The sequence below is a fragment of the Bacillus sp. 275 genome, from assembly GCF_001999205.1.
GTDB lineage: Bacteria > Bacillota > Bacilli > Bacillales > Bacillaceae > Bacillus > Bacillus velezensis.
Window position 1 is genome coordinate 1,741,100 of sequence record NZ_CP019626.1, and the last position, 17,997, is coordinate 1,759,096.

Annotated in this window: 18 protein-coding genes, 2 pseudogenes and 1 other annotated feature; of the genes and pseudogenes, 7 read left to right on the forward strand and 13 right to left on the reverse strand. The window is 47.4% G+C overall.

Annotated elements, in window-relative coordinates:
- Nucleotides 1-69: 69 nt before the first annotated feature.
- The gene (locus BZ167_RS08230) at nt 70-498 is read right to left on the reverse strand and encodes a cell wall hydrolase (protein ID WP_015416732.1); all 429 of its coding nucleotides are present in this window, start codon (nt 496-498) and stop codon (nt 70-72) included.
- 153 nt (nt 499-651) lie between these two features.
- Between BZ167_RS08230 and BZ167_RS08240 the strand changes: the two genes are divergently transcribed.
- Complete coding sequence (locus BZ167_RS08240; RefSeq protein WP_061861123.1) at nt 652-1,035, forward strand: DUF2512 family protein; 384 nt, start codon at nt 652-654, stop codon at nt 1,033-1,035.
- A 63-nt stretch (nt 1,036-1,098) separates the two neighbouring features.
- On the opposite strand, the gene BZ167_RS08245 is transcribed toward BZ167_RS08240, so the two are convergent.
- The 4 genes from BZ167_RS08245 to BZ167_RS08260 all read right to left on the reverse strand — a co-directional run bounded on the left by BZ167_RS08245 (nt 1,099) and on the right by BZ167_RS08260 (nt 3,720).
- Entirely contained in the window at nt 1,099-1,437 is a 339-nt protein-coding gene (locus tag BZ167_RS08245; protein WP_015416731.1) for a thioredoxin family protein, read from the reverse strand.
- 179 nt (nt 1,438-1,616) lie between these two features.
- Nucleotides 1,617-2,006: a DoxX family protein gene (locus tag BZ167_RS08250; protein WP_015239089.1), complete on the reverse strand. Its 390-nt coding sequence runs from the start codon at nt 2,004-2,006 to the stop codon at nt 1,617-1,619.
- 130 nt (nt 2,007-2,136) lie between these two features.
- On the reverse strand, nt 2,137-3,075 hold the full coding sequence (locus BZ167_RS08255) for a ring-cleaving dioxygenase (protein ID WP_061861122.1): 939 nt from the start codon (nt 3,073-3,075) through the stop codon (nt 2,137-2,139).
- A gap of 24 nt (nt 3,076-3,099) precedes the next feature.
- Nucleotides 3,100-3,720 carry a nitroreductase family protein gene (locus tag BZ167_RS08260; protein WP_015416729.1) on the reverse strand — a complete coding sequence of 207 codons (621 nt, stop codon included), beginning with the start codon at nt 3,718-3,720 and terminating at the stop codon, nt 3,100-3,102.
- Between the two features lie 428 nt (nt 3,721-4,148).
- Between BZ167_RS08260 and BZ167_RS08265 the strand changes: the two genes are divergently transcribed.
- Nucleotides 4,149-5,042, forward strand: coding sequence for a cation diffusion facilitator family transporter (locus BZ167_RS08265; protein WP_007409018.1), 894 nt, complete (start codon nt 4,149-4,151; stop codon nt 5,040-5,042).
- A gap of 144 nt (nt 5,043-5,186) precedes the next feature.
- Here BZ167_RS08265 and BZ167_RS20505 read toward each other — a convergent pair.
- From BZ167_RS20505 to BZ167_RS08290, 5 genes and pseudogenes are all read right to left on the reverse strand, one after another.
- Nucleotides 5,187-5,381, reverse strand: a pseudogene (locus BZ167_RS20505) (IS5/IS1182 family transposase); the annotation flags it as partial.
- Between the two features lie 114 nt (nt 5,382-5,495).
- Nucleotides 5,496-5,660, reverse strand: a complete 165-nt coding sequence (locus tag BZ167_RS08275) for an anti-TRAP protein (RefSeq protein WP_007409016.1) — start codon at nt 5,658-5,660, stop codon at nt 5,496-5,498.
- Between the two features lie 86 nt (nt 5,661-5,746).
- Nucleotides 5,747-5,997, reverse strand: a binding site (T-box leader).
- 48 nt (nt 5,998-6,045) lie between these two features.
- Nucleotides 6,046-6,344, reverse strand: a pseudogene (locus tag BZ167_RS08280) (phosphotransferase); the annotation flags it as partial.
- Nucleotides 6,345-6,349: 5 nt separating this feature from the next.
- Nucleotides 6,350-7,297: a glutamine utilization two-component system response regulator GlnL gene (locus BZ167_RS08285; protein ID WP_007409014.1), complete on the reverse strand. Its 948-nt coding sequence runs from the start codon at nt 7,295-7,297 to the stop codon at nt 6,350-6,352.
- A 1-nt stretch (nt 7,298) separates the two neighbouring features.
- Nucleotides 7,299-8,591: a two-component system sensor histidine kinase GlnK gene (locus BZ167_RS08290; RefSeq protein WP_029326097.1), complete on the reverse strand. Its 1,293-nt coding sequence runs from the start codon at nt 8,589-8,591 to the stop codon at nt 7,299-7,301.
- A gap of 243 nt (nt 8,592-8,834) precedes the next feature.
- On the opposite strand from BZ167_RS08290, the gene BZ167_RS08295 reads away from it, so the two are divergent.
- From BZ167_RS08295 to BZ167_RS08310, 4 genes are all read left to right on the forward strand, one after another.
- Nucleotides 8,835-9,818 carry a glutaminase gene (locus tag BZ167_RS08295; protein ID WP_007409011.1) on the forward strand — a complete coding sequence of 328 codons (984 nt, stop codon included), beginning with the start codon at nt 8,835-8,837 and terminating at the stop codon, nt 9,816-9,818.
- A gap of 24 nt (nt 9,819-9,842) precedes the next feature.
- Nucleotides 9,843-11,279, forward strand: a complete 1,437-nt coding sequence (locus BZ167_RS08300) for an alanine/glycine:cation symporter family protein (RefSeq protein WP_007409010.1) — start codon at nt 9,843-9,845, stop codon at nt 11,277-11,279.
- A gap of 115 nt (nt 11,280-11,394) precedes the next feature.
- The gene (mmuM, locus tag BZ167_RS08305) at nt 11,395-12,342 is read left to right on the forward strand and encodes a homocysteine S-methyltransferase (RefSeq protein WP_021495304.1); all 948 of its coding nucleotides are present in this window, start codon (nt 11,395-11,397) and stop codon (nt 12,340-12,342) included.
- Nucleotides 12,343-12,455: 113 nt separating this feature from the next.
- A complete protein-coding gene (locus BZ167_RS08310; protein ID WP_187954888.1) occupies nt 12,456-13,859 on the forward strand; it encodes an amino acid permease in 1,404 nt (467 codons plus the stop codon).
- A 40-nt stretch (nt 13,860-13,899) separates the two neighbouring features.
- Here BZ167_RS08310 and BZ167_RS08315 read toward each other — a convergent pair whose 3' ends face one another.
- Nucleotides 13,900-14,967 carry a branched-chain amino acid aminotransferase gene (locus BZ167_RS08315; protein ID WP_015416722.1) on the reverse strand — a complete coding sequence of 356 codons (1,068 nt, stop codon included), beginning with the start codon at nt 14,965-14,967 and terminating at the stop codon, nt 13,900-13,902.
- Nucleotides 14,968-15,336: 369 nt separating this feature from the next.
- On the opposite strand from BZ167_RS08315, the gene gltP reads away from it, so the two are divergent.
- A complete protein-coding gene (gene gltP / locus BZ167_RS08320) occupies nt 15,337-16,587 on the forward strand; it encodes a glutamate-aspartate/proton symporter GltP (RefSeq protein WP_007409006.1) in 1,251 nt (416 codons plus the stop codon).
- A gap of 36 nt (nt 16,588-16,623) precedes the next feature.
- Here the strand turns inward: gltP and trhO are convergent, their stop codons facing one another.
- The gene (trhO, locus tag BZ167_RS08325) at nt 16,624-17,592 is read right to left on the reverse strand and encodes an oxygen-dependent tRNA uridine(34) hydroxylase TrhO (RefSeq protein WP_052827005.1); all 969 of its coding nucleotides are present in this window, start codon (nt 17,590-17,592) and stop codon (nt 16,624-16,626) included.
- Between the two features lie 104 nt (nt 17,593-17,696).
- A complete protein-coding gene (locus BZ167_RS08330) occupies nt 17,697-17,972 on the reverse strand; it encodes a hypothetical protein (protein ID WP_077392025.1) in 276 nt (91 codons plus the stop codon).
- Nucleotides 17,973-17,997 lie beyond the last annotated feature (25 nt).

Sequence of the window (17,997 nt, forward strand, 5' to 3'; positions counted from 1 at the left end):
CTTTTTTCCTATTTTTCTTCACAAAAAATTAAAAAAACACCGTTCATTCTCAGAACGGTGCGCCCGGGATTAAAATGTATTGTACACGTTTTCGCACGTCTCACCTGTCGGCTGATAGAAGCAGTGGGATTTGAATCTGGCGACAAACGGCTGGCCATACCAAGTCTGCGGGCAGTTGCCCGGAGGCTTAAAATACCACAGACTGAACTTAGCCGGCCAAAACCGTTCTCCGTTAATCGTCCGGCGGGCAAGCCTCCGCTCGGATTCACGCGGTCTCTGGTAAAAGTATCCGTGAGTCACCGCTTCAAACGCGTGCGGCTGAAACACCATCTGCCTGATGGTGCGCAGGCCTTTAAAATCAGAACAATTCGCCCGCACCCGATTGATTCCCACATTGCCGACCAAAAGCATTCCCTGCTTCCCTTCGCCTTCCGCTTCCGCCCTGAGCAGCCTTGCCATTAGATCCAGATCGGCGCTCGACGCTTTTACGACTGCCATCATGACACCTCCCGTATTTTCTCCCTTCATCATATTCAGCCGCGGCCCAGTGATGACAGACAAAAGCCAGAAAACAAATGTTCACGAAAAAAGGGTTTATATTTCACGTTATGAGGAAACATATTAACATGATTTCCATAAGGAGGAATTCGCATGGAACACATTAAAGCGCTTGCCATTAAAGGCATTATGACCATCATTATTCTGTATCTGATACTCGGCTTAGGTTTTCGCTTTACATTCGGCGACGTGCTGCTGATGACCATTGTGCTGGGAGCCGTTTCCTACTTTACGGGCGACCTGTACGTGCTTCCGAGATGGAATAATATCACGGCGGCGTCCGCTGATTTCGGAATCGTGTTTCTTGTTGTCTGGCTGATGGGAATGCCGCTGTCCATGGGCATTTCCGGAGGAAGACTGGCGTTTGCCGCTCTTATTTCCGCCGTCATCATCGCCGTCGGAGAATATTTTTTCCATATCTATCTGATGAGAAAAGACTTGGGCGGGTCCCGTTTTTTAGAACCCCGGTCCGAATAACGTAAAAAAGGCCGGATAAAAGCCCCTTTAAAGGGGGCTTTTTATTTGTAAAGTATAAACGCTTTATACATCTTGATATAACTGATAAACCCTTTTCAGCCTTTCTTCGAGCTGTTCAAAATGAACAAAGCGGGCTTCTCTCAGAAACTCAGTCCCATCAATGAACAAAAGAAGCACGGGGACAGTGAAGACTGAAAATCTGCCGGCCACCTCTTCTACCTCGTCAGCATTGATATGCCCCAATTTGATATTCGGAAACTGATCCAATACGTTTCTGAGCTGCGGCAGAACAGCGTGACATACTGTACAGGCGGGTCTTGAAATGTAGATAAAACTGAATTGATGCTGTTTAATAAAATTCTCGATAGAATCTAATGAATGTAATTCTGCCATCTCTTTCATCAAAACCCTCCTCCAAATCGGCTCGTCTTTCATGACCAAGCTCATCAATACGCGTACATCCACTATACACATTTATTTTGAACATATCCGCTTTTTTGCTATTCAGAGCACCTGAACGTTGTGCTTGAAAAATAAAAGAACAGTTACCGCTTTTCAGTTACTGTTCTTAGATACTTATATTAAAAATGCAAAGCGTACGCCCCTGAACCGATGAGTGCAACTCCGATGGAGACTGCAATCAGCACCAAGTTATATTCAAAACCGCCGGCACCGTTGGCAAATCCTTTCGCTCCATGGACTTTTACGATGGCACCTAACATAATAATCGTTATAATAGCAGCTCCGAGCGGGAGGAAAACACCTAAAATAAATAGAATTCCGCTTGCGAGTTCCCCGAGACCTGATAAAGCGGCCGCGGCATTGCCCGGTTTAACTCCAATTGACTCGAACCACTGTCCGGTTCCTTTAATTCCGTATCCGCCAAACCAGCCGAATAATTTTTGTGATCCATAAAACAGAAACACCACACCAATTATGATTCGAATAAGTAATAGTCCTGCATCTTCCATTTTTATCTCTCCTTATTTTTCATATTATATGATGTCTGCAAGGCAGCTGTTTACCAACAGTCGCTTCCAGCAAACATCTGTTAAATGTATATCTTTTTATTTTTCTTCATGCTTCACGTTCATCTATCAATCAATCTAATTCTCTCACTTCAAACGGCAGCAGCCCTAGTTCAATTTGTGCCCGGTGCGGTTCATACTGCTCAGGGAGCATCAGTTTTCCGCCCATTGTTTCTTGGGACTCATCATGGGCAAAGCCCGGCGGATCAGTTGCGATCTCAAATAAGATTTCCCCGTGTTCTCTGAAGTAAACTGCATTAAAATAGTTTCTATCCTGAACAGGAGTTACACCATATCCGTGCGCAGCAATGAACCTTTGCCAATCTAATTGATCTTCGTCATCCTGAGCCCGCCAAGCGATGTGATGGACCGTGCCGACACCCATTTGCCCGCGGCCGATAGGCGTTAACTTAAGGTCAATCACATTTCCGATATCACCGGCAGAACGATAACGAACGAAGTCTCCTTCTTTACCGACTCGCTCAAGCCCCATGATGTTTTCTAGCAGTTTACCTGTTTTTTCAGGCTGTGCTGATAACAGGGTCGCACCGCCAAAGCCTTTAATGGCAACATCCGGGGTTACATCTCCGAACGTCCATGTATTGGCTTCTCCTTCTTCTCTTTCCACGATTTCCAAGTGCAGACCGTGCGGGTCATCAAATTCTATATATTGTTCTCCAAAACGCTCGATTTTTGTGTATGGAATGTTGAACTTTTCAAGTCTCTTTTCCCAAAACGCCACGGCACCCTTCGGCACGGCGTAAGATGTCACGCCAACCTGTCCGTCTCCAATGATGCCTTGGCGGGCGCCCGCCCACGGAAAGAATGTGATGATTGTTCCCGGCTTCCCGCCTTCATCCCCAAAATAAAGGTGATACGTACCCGGATCATCAAAATTGACCGTTTGCTTAACCAATCGCAGCCCCAGCACTCCAGCGTAGAAATCAGCATTCTCTTGAGGGTGACCGACAATTGCCGTAATATGATGGATGCCCATCGTTTTTTTCGCCATTTTTATTTGCTCCTTTACAAATAGTTAAATATACTCCACAAACTCATTCACAGGCTTTCGGTAGCCGCGCGGCCTTCTGCTTTCTATTTTTTCTTTCCCGATTGTAATCATCATGACGACCTCAAATTGATCATCTATCTTCAAAATCTGTTTCACGGCTTCAGCATCAAACCCTATCATCGGACAGGTGTCCCAGCCTTTTTCCTTAGCACTCAGCATAAACATCATCGCAGAAAGTGAAGCATTTCTTATCGCCTCATCTCTCTTAAATGGTTCTCCCCTGTTTTCATAAAACGAAACGGTGTCTTGAACCATGTGATCATACTCTTGTTTATTTAATACCCCCAGCATCTTCAATCCTTCATAGATGTCAGCCGCTTGCTGATATGCCTGCTTATCCCCTAAAACCAAAAGAACAGCTGATGAGCTAAACACTTTATATTGTCCGTTTGCGGCCTGTTTCAGCTTTTCTTTTACACCCGGGTCAAGAACCGCCACATATTTTGTATGCTGCAAATTAAAAGCTGATGGAGCCAACGCAACCAATTCAAACATTTCATTGAGCTCATCTCTTGTGATTGGATGTTCTGGAAGAAAGTTGCTTGCAGATCTTCTTTCATTCACTAGCTGTACAAATTCAGCCATTTCCCTCGCACCCCTTTTATCTCGAATTCGAGATATTATCGTATAAAAAATCAAATAACATATGATCAAAAAACGAAACGTTCTCTTCACTGATCTTTTCGTGATTCAAACGATCAGCAGGTTCTTATCCTGCACTCTAATTAAATTATCTTGAATTAAAATATCTTGAATTCAAGATAATAATAAAAGATAAACACTCAAATGTCAACAGTTCTTTTTTTAATTCAGCCCCATTTTGTCTGTGTACTGTTTAGCCCTGCTCCAACTTTTTTTCTGTCACCTTATTTATTAGGAAACAGGAAACAACCTTGCTATAGACCCACTCGAAACTGAATTGGTACGATAAGCAAAGTGATTACACAAGAAAGGATACGGAGAGCGAATCAAAAGCGCCTCTATTTTTTTGTGCAGTTTTATAGGAGGAAAAAATGACAAGTGAAAGAGAACAAATAAGCAAAAAAGTTGCTTTGATTGCATTGATAGCCAATCTGATCTTAATGGCAGGAAAGATCTTTTTTGGACTGATAGGCGATAGTGAAGCAGTTTTTGCCGACGGTATACATTCTGCAGCGGATGTCGCGGCTTCAATTGCTGTCCTGGCCGTCATCGGCATTTCTAATAAGCCGCCCGATCAAGACCATCCTTTCGGGCATGGCAAAGCTGAGGTCATCAGCGAAGCGATTGTAGGAATCATATTAGTGCTCGTTTCCGTGTATATTCTGATAGAAGCGATTTCGTCCTTTGTTGAAGGTCCAAGCATCCCGCAATACAGCGCATTGTTTGCGGCTCTGATATCCTACGCGGCTAAGCAGATCTTATATCGTTATTCGATCAAACAAGGGGAAAAATGGAACAGTAAAGCGATTATAGCGATTGCATACGATCATAAAGGCGATATCGTTGCCTCTCTTGCCGCTTTTATCGGCGTCCTATTGGCGATTATCGGGAACACACGCGGATGGTCCTATCTGTTGTACGCCGATGCAATTGCCAGTGTCATCGTGGCGTACCTTATTTTTAAGATTTCAATGGAATTAATCAGGCCGTCTGTTGACGTTCTCATGGAAAAAAGTGTTGATCCCGAACTGATAGAGGAATATAAAGCCGTTATTTTGCACTGCCCTCAAGTCAAACGGCTCGATAAAATCCGAGCAAGAGAACACGGCCACTATAAATTGCTTGATGTCCGGTTATCTTTGGATCATGATTTGACGATTAAGCAGGGACACGATATTGCCCGCGAAATCCGAAATGAAATCCAAAGACACTTTTCAGATGTTGAAGAAGTGCTCATCCATGTGAATCCTTATTTTGAAGAATGAAAAAGCAGCTTGTAGAGAAAATGATGTTTTTCTACAAGCTTTTTTGTTTTGTGCTGTTTCTTTACATATTCATTTGATTTCAGTTGCAGAAAAAGCACTCCCACATGCCTAGCCTTGCTTGGCTGGGTATGTGGCAATCTTCAACATCATTTTGAATAAGATCAGCGGATCAAGTGAGGGATGGCCTTTATTTTCGCTGCAGTAAGGTGTGACCTTTTCAACGATGAAAGAGAAGTCTATGTATTTATCAATTTTTCGAAGAAGGTGATCCTCTTCGACGAGTTGGTCAAACAGAACGAATTCGGCTGTGTTTCGAGAAAAATTTCTTGTGTGGAACATGAGAAAGACACCGTTTTTTCAGTCTTTCTTTTATTTTATGACAAGGGAAACATAAAGGCTGTCGAGATTTTCTCGACAGCCTGAAGGCCGGATAACGGCCTTTTTCGTTTGATTTCACTGATCAATATGCTTTCTGATAAAATGCAGCAGCGTGTTTCCTTGAGCGGTCAATATGACGCCCTTCGCGCCGCACTTCGGACAGGGCGTCCCTTCTTTCTCCTCGCCGGTTCCTTCACAATGCGGACACGTGAGCTCAAGATCGTCGGTTGCGATCACCATGAATATCCCTCCTTTTTGATTGTCTGTCCGTCTCCAGTCACTTTCCATGGCCATCACCTCCTTAACAATACAAAAAACCCCGTCCATCAAAGGACGAGGTTTTCGCGGTGCCACCTTTATTAACGGCTGAAGAGCCATTCTCTCAAAAAGTACAGAAACACACGGTTTCAATACTCCTTTCTTGATAACGGGGAAAGAATCCCGGCACCGCCTACTGTCATTTCAGCGCAGCAATTCAGAAGCCCATTCGGCACCGGACGGGGATCGGTTCACAGCGGCCACCGACTCTCTGAACCCCGCGCGCTGATGCGTACTTACTCTTCCTCAGCATTGTTAATCCGTTCTTTTATTTTAAAATGTATCATACGCTGTCATCCGGCGGAAGTCAATAACCTTTCGGATCGGACAGGCCGAGCATGTCCCGCGCCATTTGCATATGCTCCTCTTGCCCCGTCTGAAGCGCGAACTTCGCCGTTTTGTTTCTTTTTCTCCTAATATCACTTGATAAAGGACAAAATCCTTGGCCGGATCAGCAACCTTTGCCTCCGTCCAATCGAGGAGACCCGTCACACGCTGATTTTCGCCGATCAAAATATGCGGAGGATGCAAGTCGCCATGGATCAGCACGGAAAAATCAGGCCAGTACGAGCTGTCATTTATCCACGTTTGCCATCTTTTCCAAAGCCAGCTTACCGGCTGCCTCCGCTGACAAATTTTGATCCTTCGCGTAAATCTTTCGCCTCCAAAAAGAAGACGTGAATGAATTTTTTCATATTCACTTTAACCGGAGAAAGCGGCACGGTTTCCTTAGCCTGCATTTCTTTCATTCTCTTGCTGACAGCGGGGAAATCAAAGAATTTCGAGGCGTAATATTCAAATTTGGGGTTTGAAAAATCAGTTGTGCCCAATGAAGCGAAATGGTTTAACGAATGAATGACGGCCCTTCTGATCCGCTGTTCCGAGGCTTTGATTTCCCTGTTAACCTCGGCTTGTGCCGCCGCAGGCCCCAGCTTCCGGATGGCGACGTTTGTAAACATCTGCTTTAAAGACGGGATGTTTCTTTCCGCCTGTTCATCCTCAAATAAATAGTGAAGGACGGCCATGAGGTCATGCGCCCCGCTTTCTCCCACGATGCCTAATTCCGATAAAAGAAATTTTCCTGTTTCTTTGATTGATTTCTCGTGCATCCCCCCCGGCCCGCTTTTTTTCGGCTCATTCCGCTGAATAAGACGGCTTAACGAGTGTTGGATGTCGCCGATCGAGGTTTCCAGTTCAATCCGCTCTTTTACTTTTCGCAAAACGGTGACGATCTCGATTTTGTTGATCGGTTTGTGGATAAAGTATTCGATGCCGAGAGAATAAGCTTCTCCCACCATTTCCTTTGCCTCCACCTGCGATATCATCACCGCTTTTCCGTTGTACGATCCCTGAAGATGCCGGATCGTCTCAATCCCGTCCCGACCCGGCATCAGCAGATCAATTAATAAAATATCGACTTGTTTAAAATGGAGATAATGCCCTTCAATCTGGCTTCCGTCCTCTGCCTCACCGACGACTTCGCCTAAATCCTCGTCCTCAATCATCTGTTTTAAAATGGAACGGATCGCCCGGTCATCATCAGCTATAAAAAAACGCATATTATGAGTTCATCCTTTCTGCAATCAAATGCTTCACCGGCAGTTTTATCGTAAATATGACGCCTTTTGGCTTGTTATGAAAGGAAATGTCTCCGTCAAGTTCAGTTACGATTTCCTTCACGTAAGTAAGCCCGATGCCCGTTGAAGGTGTGCCGAATTCATCGTATTTGGATGTAAACCCGGGATCATAAACGACCTCTCCGATTTTTTCCGGAATGCCGGGACCGTCATCTTCCGCCTGAAATTCAGCCTTTTCTCCTTCCGCCCTGCGCAGCGCGAGGCGGATCTCACCCCTGTCACCCATGGCTTCAACGGCATTGGCGGTCAGGTTATTTAAGATCGACAGGACGGTAAAGACGTGATAATCGGGATGCTCTCCTTCAATCACGCTCCGGAATTGAATGTCCTTGCCTAAAGATTCGGCGTATTTTTCATTGATTCGGATGACGATGCCGACCAGAGCGGCGGCATTCATGTAATCCCGGAATCTCTCATTGGAAATCAGCTTCGACAGGCCGGCGAATATTCGCTGATTGTCTTTTTTCACTTCATGAATTTCTCCCGCAAGGCGCAGCATTCGGCTCCCGAGCTCCCGGTCGTTCCCGCTCATTTCCCGATATAGCTGATAGGATTCTTTCGTCACATGCTCCGTCGTTTTCAGCGTTTTTTTCAAATGAATCGTTTCTTCATATAAGTTGGACACAATCATCAGCATGTGCTCATGCTGCTTTCTCGTTTGTTTTTCCCTGACCTGAGATTCGTGCAGCTTCATCACGTTGAAAAAACTCAGCACAATAAATGTGTGAGAAACAGCGATAACCGCAATATCCGCCAGCTTGTCCGGCATCATAATCTGCCGGCCGCCGGAAAACTGAACCGTCATTTCAACGGCATCGGACGCAATTTCAATGAGAAAACCGAGAAAACCGATCATAAGCGGCCGATCCCAAAAAAGCCTGACCTTCAGCACATAAAACAAGCAGGCATATGTAAAGTAAAAAAAGAAACTGGGATATTGGCTGAAAAAAGCCTCCGTAAAGCCGGCATGCTCTCCTCCCCAGCACGCCAGGCCGATCCGGAATGCCACAACGGCTGCACCTGTCAACAGCCCTGACAATACTGCCGGCACATGCCGAAGCAGCAGCAGAAAAAAGAAAAAAGCCGGGGCGCCGAAGCTGATCCGATATACCTCATTCAGGGGGTAAAATTTCAGTTCCCCCGCCAGCGGCACGGTGATCAGCATAAGGGCAAAAAGATAGCCGTCTTTTTTCAGTAAATAGTCGAGCCTGATCATAATCACTTCCTTCTTCTGTCTATTTTGAACAAGACCGATACAGTCCGCAAATTTCTTTAGACCCGAATGGCGGGACGCTCCGGCTGATTTATAAATCTATCGGCTTATTTTAAGAATGATTTTGTCGTATTTTGTATGATTCTGTAGATGTCATTATACATTAACATGGAACACGCTATTTTTGAAAACGTTTTCCAAGACCGGTTTCCGCTTCGGACAGGCTTGCAATAGAGGAGGAATGTTATGAAAGATATGGTCAGAGAGCGCCTTGAAAAAGAGGAACTGGCTTCACTTTTACAAGATTGGGTCGAGCATTACCGACCGTTTTCCGTCAATGGAAAAAGCGCAAATTATATACCCGCCCTCGGAGAAATCAACGACTCTCAGCTGGGCATTTGCATATTAGAGCCGGATGGCTCAATGATTCATGCCGGTGAATGGAATGTCCCGTTCACATTGCAGAGCATCTCAAAAGTCATCAGCTTTATTGCCGCCTGCATGAACAGAGGCATTTCTTACGTGCTGGATCGTGTGGACGTGGAACCGACGGGTGATGCGTTTAATTCTATCATCCGGCTTGAAATCCATAAACCCGGGAAGCCCTTCAACCCGATGATCAATGCCGGCGCCATTACCGTCGCCTCGCTGCTTCCGGGTGAAACGGCGCATGATAAATTAGAATATCTCTTTTCCGTTTTTGAAAAATTAATAGGAAAACGGCCTCACATTCACGAGGAGGTCTTCCGTTCTGAATGGCAGACCGCGCATCGGAACAGAGCGCTCGCCTACTATTTAAAAGAAACGAACTTTCTAGAGGCGGATGTGGAAGAAACGCTTGAAGTGTATTTAAAGCAGTGCGCCATGGAGGGTACAACCGAGGACATCGCTTTAATCGGATTGATACTTGCGCATGACGGCTACCATCCGATCCGACGGGAACAGGTCATTCCGAAAGATGTCGCGAAACTCGCCAAAGCCCTGATGCTGACGTGCGGAATGTACAATGCGTCAGGCAAATATGCGGCTTTCGTCGGCGTCCCGGCCAAAAGCGGGGTATCCGGCGGCATTATGGCATTGGTTCCCCCAAGCGCCAGAAGAGAACAGCCTTTTCATAACGGCTGCGGCATCGGCATTTACGGTCCGGCCATTGATGAATACGGCAACAGCCTGACCGGCGGCATGCTGCTGAAACATATCGCACAGGAGTGGGAGCTCAGTATTTTTTAATCAAACGAACCAAGAGGTGATTGGATGCAGGAATTCCTTGAAAATGTAATCGGCTCGGCAAATGATTTTTTATGGTCAAAACTGTTAATCGTACTGCTTCTTTCTCTGGGACTGTTTTTTACGTTCAGATCAAAGGGTCTGCAAGTCCGCATGCTGAAGGAAATGATCCGGGTTTTGAAGGAAGGCGCGGCCGCCCGGACAAAAAACACCATTTCCCCGTTTCAGGCATTTTGCATCAGTATGGCGGCGCGTGTCGGAACCGGGAATATTACCGGAATCGCCATTGCGATCGCACTCGGCGGTCCGGGCGCTATTTTCTGGATGTGGATTATCGCAGTCATCGGTTCGGCTTCAAGCTTTGTTGAAAGCACGCTGGCCCAAATTTATAAAGTAAAAGATCAAAACGGATTCCGCGGAGGCCCGGCCTATTACATGGAAAAGGGCCTGAAGAAACGCTGGATGGGCGCGCTGTTCGCCGTATTAATCACACTGTCATTCGGGGTAGTTTTTAATTCCGTTCAATCCAATACGATCAGCGTCGCCTTTCAAAACGCATTCGGCACCAGCCGGCTTACATTGGGCATTATTTTAATCGTGGTTTTCGGCGGCGTAATCTTCGGCGGCGTCAAACGAATTGCGAAAATGGCGGAATACATCGTAGTCGTCTTGGCCGTTTTATATATCGGTGTCGCTTTCTTTGTCATTCTGACGAACATCACCCAATTGCCCGGCGTTCTGTCGCTAATCGTAAAAAATGCGTTCGGCATTGATCAGGCAGCGGGCGGCGCTTTAGGTGCGGCCTTGATGCAAGGTGTAAGGCGCGGGATTTTCTCAAATGAAGCGGGTATGGGAAGCGCTCCGAACGCGGCGGCGACAGCTACAACGAGCCACCCGGTGAAACAGGGGCTCATTCAGGCATTCGGCGTCCTGACGGATACGCTCGTCATTTGTACAAGCACGGCGCTTATCATTTTATTTTCAGACGCGTATCACCAGCCGGGACTGAGCGGCATCGCGCTTTCTCAGGCCGCCTTGAGCGATCATGTCGGCGCATGGGCGTCAGGTTTCCTTGCCGTCTTAATGCTTTTGTTCGGCTTCAGTGCTCTGATGGGCAACTATTATTACGGAGAAACCAATATCGGATTTTTAAGCCAGAACAAAAAATGGCTGTTCATTTACCGCATCTGCGTGCTCGGAATGGTACTGTTCGGCTGTATTTCCAAAGTCCAGCTTGTGTGGGATATGGCTGACTTATTCATGGGCTTAATGGTGGTTGTGAACTTAATCGCGATTTTCCTTCTGTCGAAAAAAGCGTTTGCCGCTTTGAGCGATTATGTCCGGCAAAAGAAAGCCGGAAAAGACCCCGTCTTTTACAGAGATGTGCTCCCTGATGATGACGGGATCGACTGCTGGGAGTATTCAGACATCGCGAAAAGTGCGAAAGGCAAACACATTTCCTAAACAAAAGGTGTTCGGGCAGCGTCCTGAACACCTTTTTTCTGCCGGTTCATTGACAAAGAGAATAGCGTCCATTACCCTTTTTATATATTTTCAGTAAAGTCAGAAAGGAAGGCCTATGAATCCCATTACACAAATATTAAATGAATACCCGGTTATGATCATAGACGGCGCGATGGCAACCGAGCTTGAGCGGATGGGCTGTGATTTACATGATGATCTGTGGTCGGCCAAAATTCTTTTGGAGAGACCGGAACTGATCAAACAGGTGCATGCAGAATATTTTGCCGCAGGCGCTGATTGCGCGATCACCGCCAGTTATCAATCGACAATTGAAGGATTTGCAGCGCGCGGCATCCCGGAAACCGATGCGATACGTCTCATTCAGACATCTGTTGAACTTGCCGCACAAGCACGCGATGAATTTTGGGCGCATGAAGAAAACCGTTTACACCGGCCCAAACCTTTGGTCGCCGCTTCTATCGGGCCTTACGGCGCGAGCCTCGCTGACGGCTCAGAATATCGCGGGCATTACGGACTGACGGAGGATGAGCTGATCAGCTTTCACCGCCCCCGGATGAAAGCCCTTATAGAATCCGGCGCCGATCTTTTGGCCTGTGAGACCATTCCGTGCCTGTCAGAAGCAAAAGCGATCACAAGGCTGCTGGAGGAATTCCCCGGCACTTATGCATGGATCAGCTTCAGCGCCAAAGACGGACGGCATATCAGCGAAGGCACGCCAATTTCCGAATGCGCGGCCCTGCTTGACTCCTGCAGCCAAATCGCAGCGATCGGCATCAACTGCACAACGATTGAACATATTCCGCCGCTGATAGAAGAAATCAAACGGTCAGCATCCAAACCGATTATCGCCTATCCGAACTCCGGCGAACAATATGACCCAGTGACAAAAACCTGGAAAGGCGCAGCGTGCGAAAACCATTTCGGAAAAAGCGCGCAAAGCTGGTACGAAAACGGCGTGAGCCTGATCGGAGGGTGCTGCCGGACGAAACCCGCGGACATTCAGGCCATTGCCGATTGGGCCAAAACCTTAAAAACAACTTGACTAATCGGAATAGTTTGTATATTCTATTCAAAAAGCCGGTTCGCCGGAATCTCGTGCCGTTCGCCGGCATGAGATTTTTTATTAGAACGGCCCTCGCAGAAAGTTGGAAAACAATGAACAACAAGAACGAGACGAATTTTCAGAGAAGTATGAAAAGCAGACACCTCTTTATGCTATCACTCGGAGGTGTGATCGGAACGGGGCTGTTTTTAAGCTCTGGGTATACCATTCATCAGGCGGGTCCGGCGGGCACCATTTTCGCTTACCTTTTGGGCGCGGGCATCGTCTATCTTGTCATGCTTTGCCTTGGTGAACTGTCAGTGGCCATGCCGGTGACGGGCGCATTCCACACCTATGCGAAGACCTATATCGGGCCCGCGACGGGCTTTACGGTCGCATGGCTGTACTGGCTGACGTGGGCGGTGGCGCTGGGCTCTGAATTCACGGCGGCCGGGCTTTTCATGCAGCGCTGGTTCCCGCATACTTCGGTTTGGATGTGGAGTGCGGTATTCGCTCTTTTCATCTTTTTATTAAACGCCTTCTCCGTGAAATTTTTTGCTGAATCGGAGTTTTGGTTCTCAAGCATTAAAGTCTTAGCCATCTTACTGTTTATTTTATTGGGCGGAGCAGCGATGTTCGGCATCGTCCCGATGAAAAGCGGTGAGGCCGCACCTATGCTGTCGAACTTTACGGATGGCGGCAGCCTTTTTCCAAATGGCTTTTTCCCGATACTGATGACGATGCTTTCAGTAAACTTTGCTTTTTCAGGGACGGAGTTGATCGGAATCGCCGCAGGGGAAAGCGCCGATCCGGAAAAAACCGTTCCGCGCGCCATTAAGACCACAGTCTGGCGGCTGGCGCTTTTCTTTATCGGAACGATTTTTGTGCTGTCAGGGATGATCTCCATCAAGGAAGCCGGTGTGATTGAAAGCCCGTTCGTCACGGTATTTGACAGAGTCGGCGTGCCTTATGCGGCCGATCTGATGAATTTCGTCATTTTAACGGCGCTACTGTCTGCGGCCAATTCAGGGCTGTACGCGTCATCACGTATGCTGTGGTCCCTGTCTAAAGAAGGGGAGCTTCATCCCGCCTTTGCCAGGCTGACCTCTAAAGGCATTCCTTTTAACGCTCTGATCTTCAGTATGATCGGCGGCATTCTGTCGTTGTTGTCAAGCGTATTTGCAGCGGATACAGTCTATCTTGTTCTCGTCTCCGTCTCAGGGTTTGCGGTAGTGGCTGTGTGGATGAGCATCGCCGCATCGCAATTTTTGTTCCGAAGACGGTTTCTTACAGAAGGGCACCAGCTTTCAGACTTGAAATTCAGGACGCCGGGATATCCGGCCGTACCGATAGCGGCCTTTCTCCTGTGCCTCGCCTCCTGTATCGGCATCGCTTTTGATCCGAACCAGGCCATCGCCCTTTATTGCGGAATTGCATTTATGGCCGTTTGCTACACCGCTTATTACTTGAAAAACCGGAAAAGCAGAGCCCGCGTGCAAGCCGTAAAATCCCAATAACCAAAAAAAGAACCCTGCAGCGCAAGGGTTCTTTTTTCATTTATACTTCAACCACCCACCTGAACGAATCCCGCACCTTCCCGACTTGGATGCCGGCAATCGTTTCATAGAGCCTTTCTGACACTTCACCGATCAAACCGTTATTCAGTTCAATCGTTTCTCCGTGAATGTGCAGCGCGCCGACCGGCGAGATGACGGCCGCGGTTCCCGTACCGAATACCTCTGACACCTCGCCTCTCATCGCAGCCTCATAGATGTCATCAATGGCGACCTGTTCTTCCCTGACGCGGATGCCCCAGCTTTTTAACAGCTCTATCACAGATGCGCGTGTGATGCCCCCGAGAATGCTTCCGTTTAACGCCGGCGTTACGGCCTCTCCGTTTATGATGAAAAAGATATTCATACTCCCTACCTCTTCGGCATATTTCTTTTCCACCCCGTCGAGCCAAAGCACCTGATCATACCCCAGTTCTTCGGCTTTCCGCTGAGCCTGTAAGCTGGCCGCATAATTTCCGGACGTTTTGACGTCGCCCACTCCGCCGGTGACGGCACGCACATACTCATCCTCCACATAAATCCGGATCGGTTTCAGCTGATCGCCGTAATACGAACCGACAGGCGTCAGAACAACCATGAACTTGTAACGCTTTGACGGCCGGACGCCTAAAGAAGGCTCAGTCGCAATTACAAACGGACGGATATATAAAGAGGTTCCTTTTTCTATCGGTATCCATTCCTGCTCCAGCTCCACCAATTGTATCAATGCCTCCAGCGCCAGCTTCTCGTCAAGAGGCGGCATGCTCATCCGCCGTAACGATTTATTCAGCCGTTTTATATTTTGGTCAGGACGGAACATCAACACCCGTCCGTCTTCTGACCTGTAAGCCTTCAGCCCTTCAAATACGGCCTGCCCGTAATGGAAAACCGATGCGGAAGGATCCAGATGGACCGGTTCATAAGGGGTGATTCTCGGATCATGCCACCCTCTCTCCTCTTCGTAATCCATGACAAACATGTAATCTGTGAAGTACTTGCCAAACCCCAATGAAGCGGAGTCCGGTTTTTCTTTTCTTGCTGTGACCTTACGTCTTTCAATCAGTTGATTCAACAAAAGCACACCTTTCTTGTAATTGTTAAAATTTTCAGTCTTTTATAAGCTGCCTGTTTTCTCTGCCTGAATCGTGTATGCACAGATATATGAGGATGCAGTTGACCGTATCATATCAAATATACCACTTATAAGAGGATAATTATCAAAATTTTTGATATTTTCAAGCGAAAATCTAACTTTATTTTATTCTGCTTGATTTTTTTCAATGAGGACTTTCTGTCATATTAAATGATTGCGCTTACATAATGTAAAGCAATCCTTTCTTTCGCACAGTCAATCATGTGACAAATTTATGGCGGATAGGAAGGTGGTTGCCGCCTGCTTCACGAATTACGTATGAAATGCGCAAGTAAAAGGGGGATTCGCTTGAAAAAATTTATCGCATTCCAGATTTTGATCGCTTTAGCCATCGGAGCATTGATCGGCCATTTCTTCCCGGATTTCGGGATGGCGCTGCGGCCCGTCGGAGACGGATTTATCCGCCTGATTAAAATGATTGTCGTGCCGATCGTGTTTTCGACCATTGTTATCGGAGCCGCCGGCAGCGGCAGTATGAAAAAGATGGGCAGTCTCGGCATCAAAACGATTATTTGGTTTGAAGTGATTACGACGCTTGTTCTGGCGCTCGGTCTGTTGTTGGCGAACGTGCTGAAGCCGGGAGTCGGACTTAACCTCTCTCATCTTGCTAAAAAAGATATTCACGAGCTTTCTGGCTATACGGAAAAAGTAGTCGACCTGAAACAAATGCTTCTTGATATTATCCCCGTTAACATCATTGACGTCATGGCGAAAAACGATCTTCTCGCCGTCATTTTTTTCGCGATTTTATTCGGTGTTGCCGCAGCCGGCATCGGCAAAGCCTCCGCACCTGTCATGAGTTTCTTCGAATCCACGGCAAATATTATGTTCAAGCTGACGCAAATGGTAATGGTCACCGCTCCGATCGGCGTTCTCGCCCTGATGGCCGCCTCTGTCGGGCAATTCGGAATCGCGCTTTTGCTTCCGATGCTGAAGCTGATCGGCACTGTGTTCCTCGGGCTGTTCCTGATACTCTTCGTTCTGTTTCCGATCGTGGGGCTTATCTTTAAAATCAAATACTTTGAAGTGCTGAAAATGATTTGGGATCTGTTTTTGATCGCTTTCTCCACGACAAGCACAGAAACCATTCTGCCTCAGCTGATGGATCGGATGGAGAAATACGGCTGTCCGAAGCGGGTCGTCTCCTTTGTGGTTCCGTCAGGTTTATCGCTGAACTGTGACGGCTCAAGCCTCTATTTATCGGTGTCCTGTATTTTTCTGGCGCAGGCGTTTCATGTGGAGATGCCGCTTTCTCAGCAGCTTCTGATGATGCTTGTGCTCGTCATGACAAGCAAAGGCATTGCCGCCGTCCCGTCAGGCTCACTCGTCGTGCTTCTGGCGACAGCGAATGCCGTCGGTCTCCCCGCGGAAGGCGTCGCCATCATTGCCGGTGTCGACCGCGTCATGGACATGGCGAGAACCGGCGTCAACGTGCCCGGCCATGCGGTCGCCTGCATCGTCGTGTCCAAGTGGGAAAAAGCATTCAAATATAAAGGACCCGTCACGGCAGACCAGACCGCCCGGACAGAAAGTATGTAAACACAAAAAAGACCACCTTATTGGTGGTCTTTTCTATTAATCAATCGCCGCATGATCCTCTTTCTCAATCAAAGCAAGGCGTTCATTGATTTCTTCCTGGGTCATTTCGTGCTCTTTCACATACATGTTGCGTTCGTTCGTACGGCATTCGTGACTGCAGCTGCGCATGTATTTGTATTCATTCTCAGGTGTGCAGATCATTTTTTTATTACATGCCGGATTTGCGCAGTTCACATAACGCTCGCACGGCTCGCCCGTGAAATAATCTTTTCCGATGATAACGTGCTCTACGCGGTTGACCGGTACGCTGATTCTTTCGTCAAACACGTAGCACTGTCCGTCCCACAGCTGCCCTTTCACTTCAGGATCTTTACCGTAAGTGACGATACCGCCGTCAAGCTGGGACACGTCTTCAAAGCCCTTCTTCAGCAGCCAGCCGGAAAATTTTTCACAGCGTACGCCGCCTGTGCAGTACGTGAGGATTTTTTTGCCTTCAAGCATGTCTTTATGCTCTTCAATCCAGTCCGGCAGCTCACGGAACGCCTCAATATCAGGTCTGACCGCTCCGCGGAAATGACCGAGATCATACTCATAGTCGTTTCTGGCGTCGATCACGATCGTGTCAGGATCCTGCATTTGCTCATAAAAGTCTTTCGGTTTCAAATGCTTGCCCGTCGTGACATTCGGATCAACATCATCTTCGAGACGAAGCGTCACCAATTCTTTTTTATGGCGCACAAACATTTTGCGGAATGCATGTCCGTCAGCCTCGTCAATTTTGATCGGCATGTCGGCAAAGCGCGGATCAGCTTTCAGCGCATTCATGTATTGTTCCGTCTGTTCAACCGTTCCGGACACCGTACCGTTAATGCCTTCCTCAGAAATCAAAATACGGCCTAACAGACCGAGCTCCTTACAAAACTTCAAATGCTCAGCCGTGAACTCCTCAGGCTCATCAATCTTTACATATTTATAATAAAGTAAAACTCTATATTGTTTTTCCATGATTTATACACCCTGTTCAATTATATTAATGATCGCACACTCTACTATATCATACAGGAAAACGGGCGAAAGATGAACATTTCCGTCCGTACCCTTTCTTCCAGTCACGCTTCGCCTTTTAAAACCTGCTGAAAATAAAACCGATACGTATTGCGCAAAAAGGTCTCAAGCGAAAGGCCGGCCGCGATCTGATACTTGCCGATAATAAACGGAAAACGGTCACGGCCTTTTGCCCGCAGAAGATCGGCGCTGTCTTCAGCCAGTTCTGAGATGAGCGCCTCAACGACAGGCCGGCATGCGTCCCGCACGGCTTCAAGCATTTGCTGATCCCCTGTATGCTGGTACTGTTCTATCAGCTTTGCCAAATCCTTTTCTTCCATAATGTTCACTTCCTTACACCATATA

Coding starts and splice junctions, on each gene's coding strand:
- BZ167_RS08300 (WP_007409010.1), top strand. CDS start 9,843: ATGCAGGAATTCCTTGAAAATGTAATCGGCTCGGCAAATGATTTTTTA.
- trhO (WP_052827005.1), bottom strand. CDS start 17,592: ATGGAAAAACAATATAGAGTTTTACTTTATTATAAATATGTAAAGATT.
- BZ167_RS08230 (WP_015416732.1), bottom strand. CDS start 498: ATGGCAGTCGTAAAAGCGTCGAGCGCCGATCTGGATCTAATGGCAAGG.
- mmuM (WP_021495304.1), top strand. CDS start 11,395: ATGAATCCCATTACACAAATATTAAATGAATACCCGGTTATGATCATA.
- BZ167_RS08240 (WP_061861123.1), top strand. CDS start 652: ATGGAACACATTAAAGCGCTTGCCATTAAAGGCATTATGACCATCATT.
- BZ167_RS08330 (WP_077392025.1), bottom strand. CDS start 17,972: ATGGAAGAAAAGGATTTGGCAAAGCTGATAGAACAGTACCAGCATACA.
- BZ167_RS08295 (WP_007409011.1), top strand. CDS start 8,835: ATGAAAGATATGGTCAGAGAGCGCCTTGAAAAAGAGGAACTGGCTTCA.
- BZ167_RS08265 (WP_007409018.1), top strand. CDS start 4,149: ATGACAAGTGAAAGAGAACAAATAAGCAAAAAAGTTGCTTTGATTGCA.
- BZ167_RS08250 (WP_015239089.1), bottom strand. CDS start 2,006: ATGGAAGATGCAGGACTATTACTTATTCGAATCATAATTGGTGTGGTG.
- BZ167_RS08275 (WP_007409016.1), bottom strand. CDS start 5,660: ATGGTGATCGCAACCGACGATCTTGAGCTCACGTGTCCGCATTGTGAA.
- BZ167_RS08285 (WP_007409014.1), bottom strand. CDS start 7,297: ATGCGTTTTTTTATAGCTGATGATGACCGGGCGATCCGTTCCATTTTA.
- BZ167_RS08310 (WP_187954888.1), top strand. CDS start 12,456: ATGAACAACAAGAACGAGACGAATTTTCAGAGAAGTATGAAAAGCAGA.
- BZ167_RS08260 (WP_015416729.1), bottom strand. CDS start 3,720: ATGGCTGAATTTGTACAGCTAGTGAATGAAAGAAGATCTGCAAGCAAC.
- BZ167_RS08290 (WP_029326097.1), bottom strand. CDS start 8,591: ATGATCAGGCTCGACTATTTACTGAAAAAAGACGGCTATCTTTTTGCC.
- BZ167_RS08245 (WP_015416731.1), bottom strand. CDS start 1,437: ATGAAAGAGATGGCAGAATTACATTCATTAGATTCTATCGAGAATTTT.
- BZ167_RS08255 (WP_061861122.1), bottom strand. CDS start 3,075: ATGGCGAAAAAAACGATGGGCATCCATCATATTACGGCAATTGTCGGT.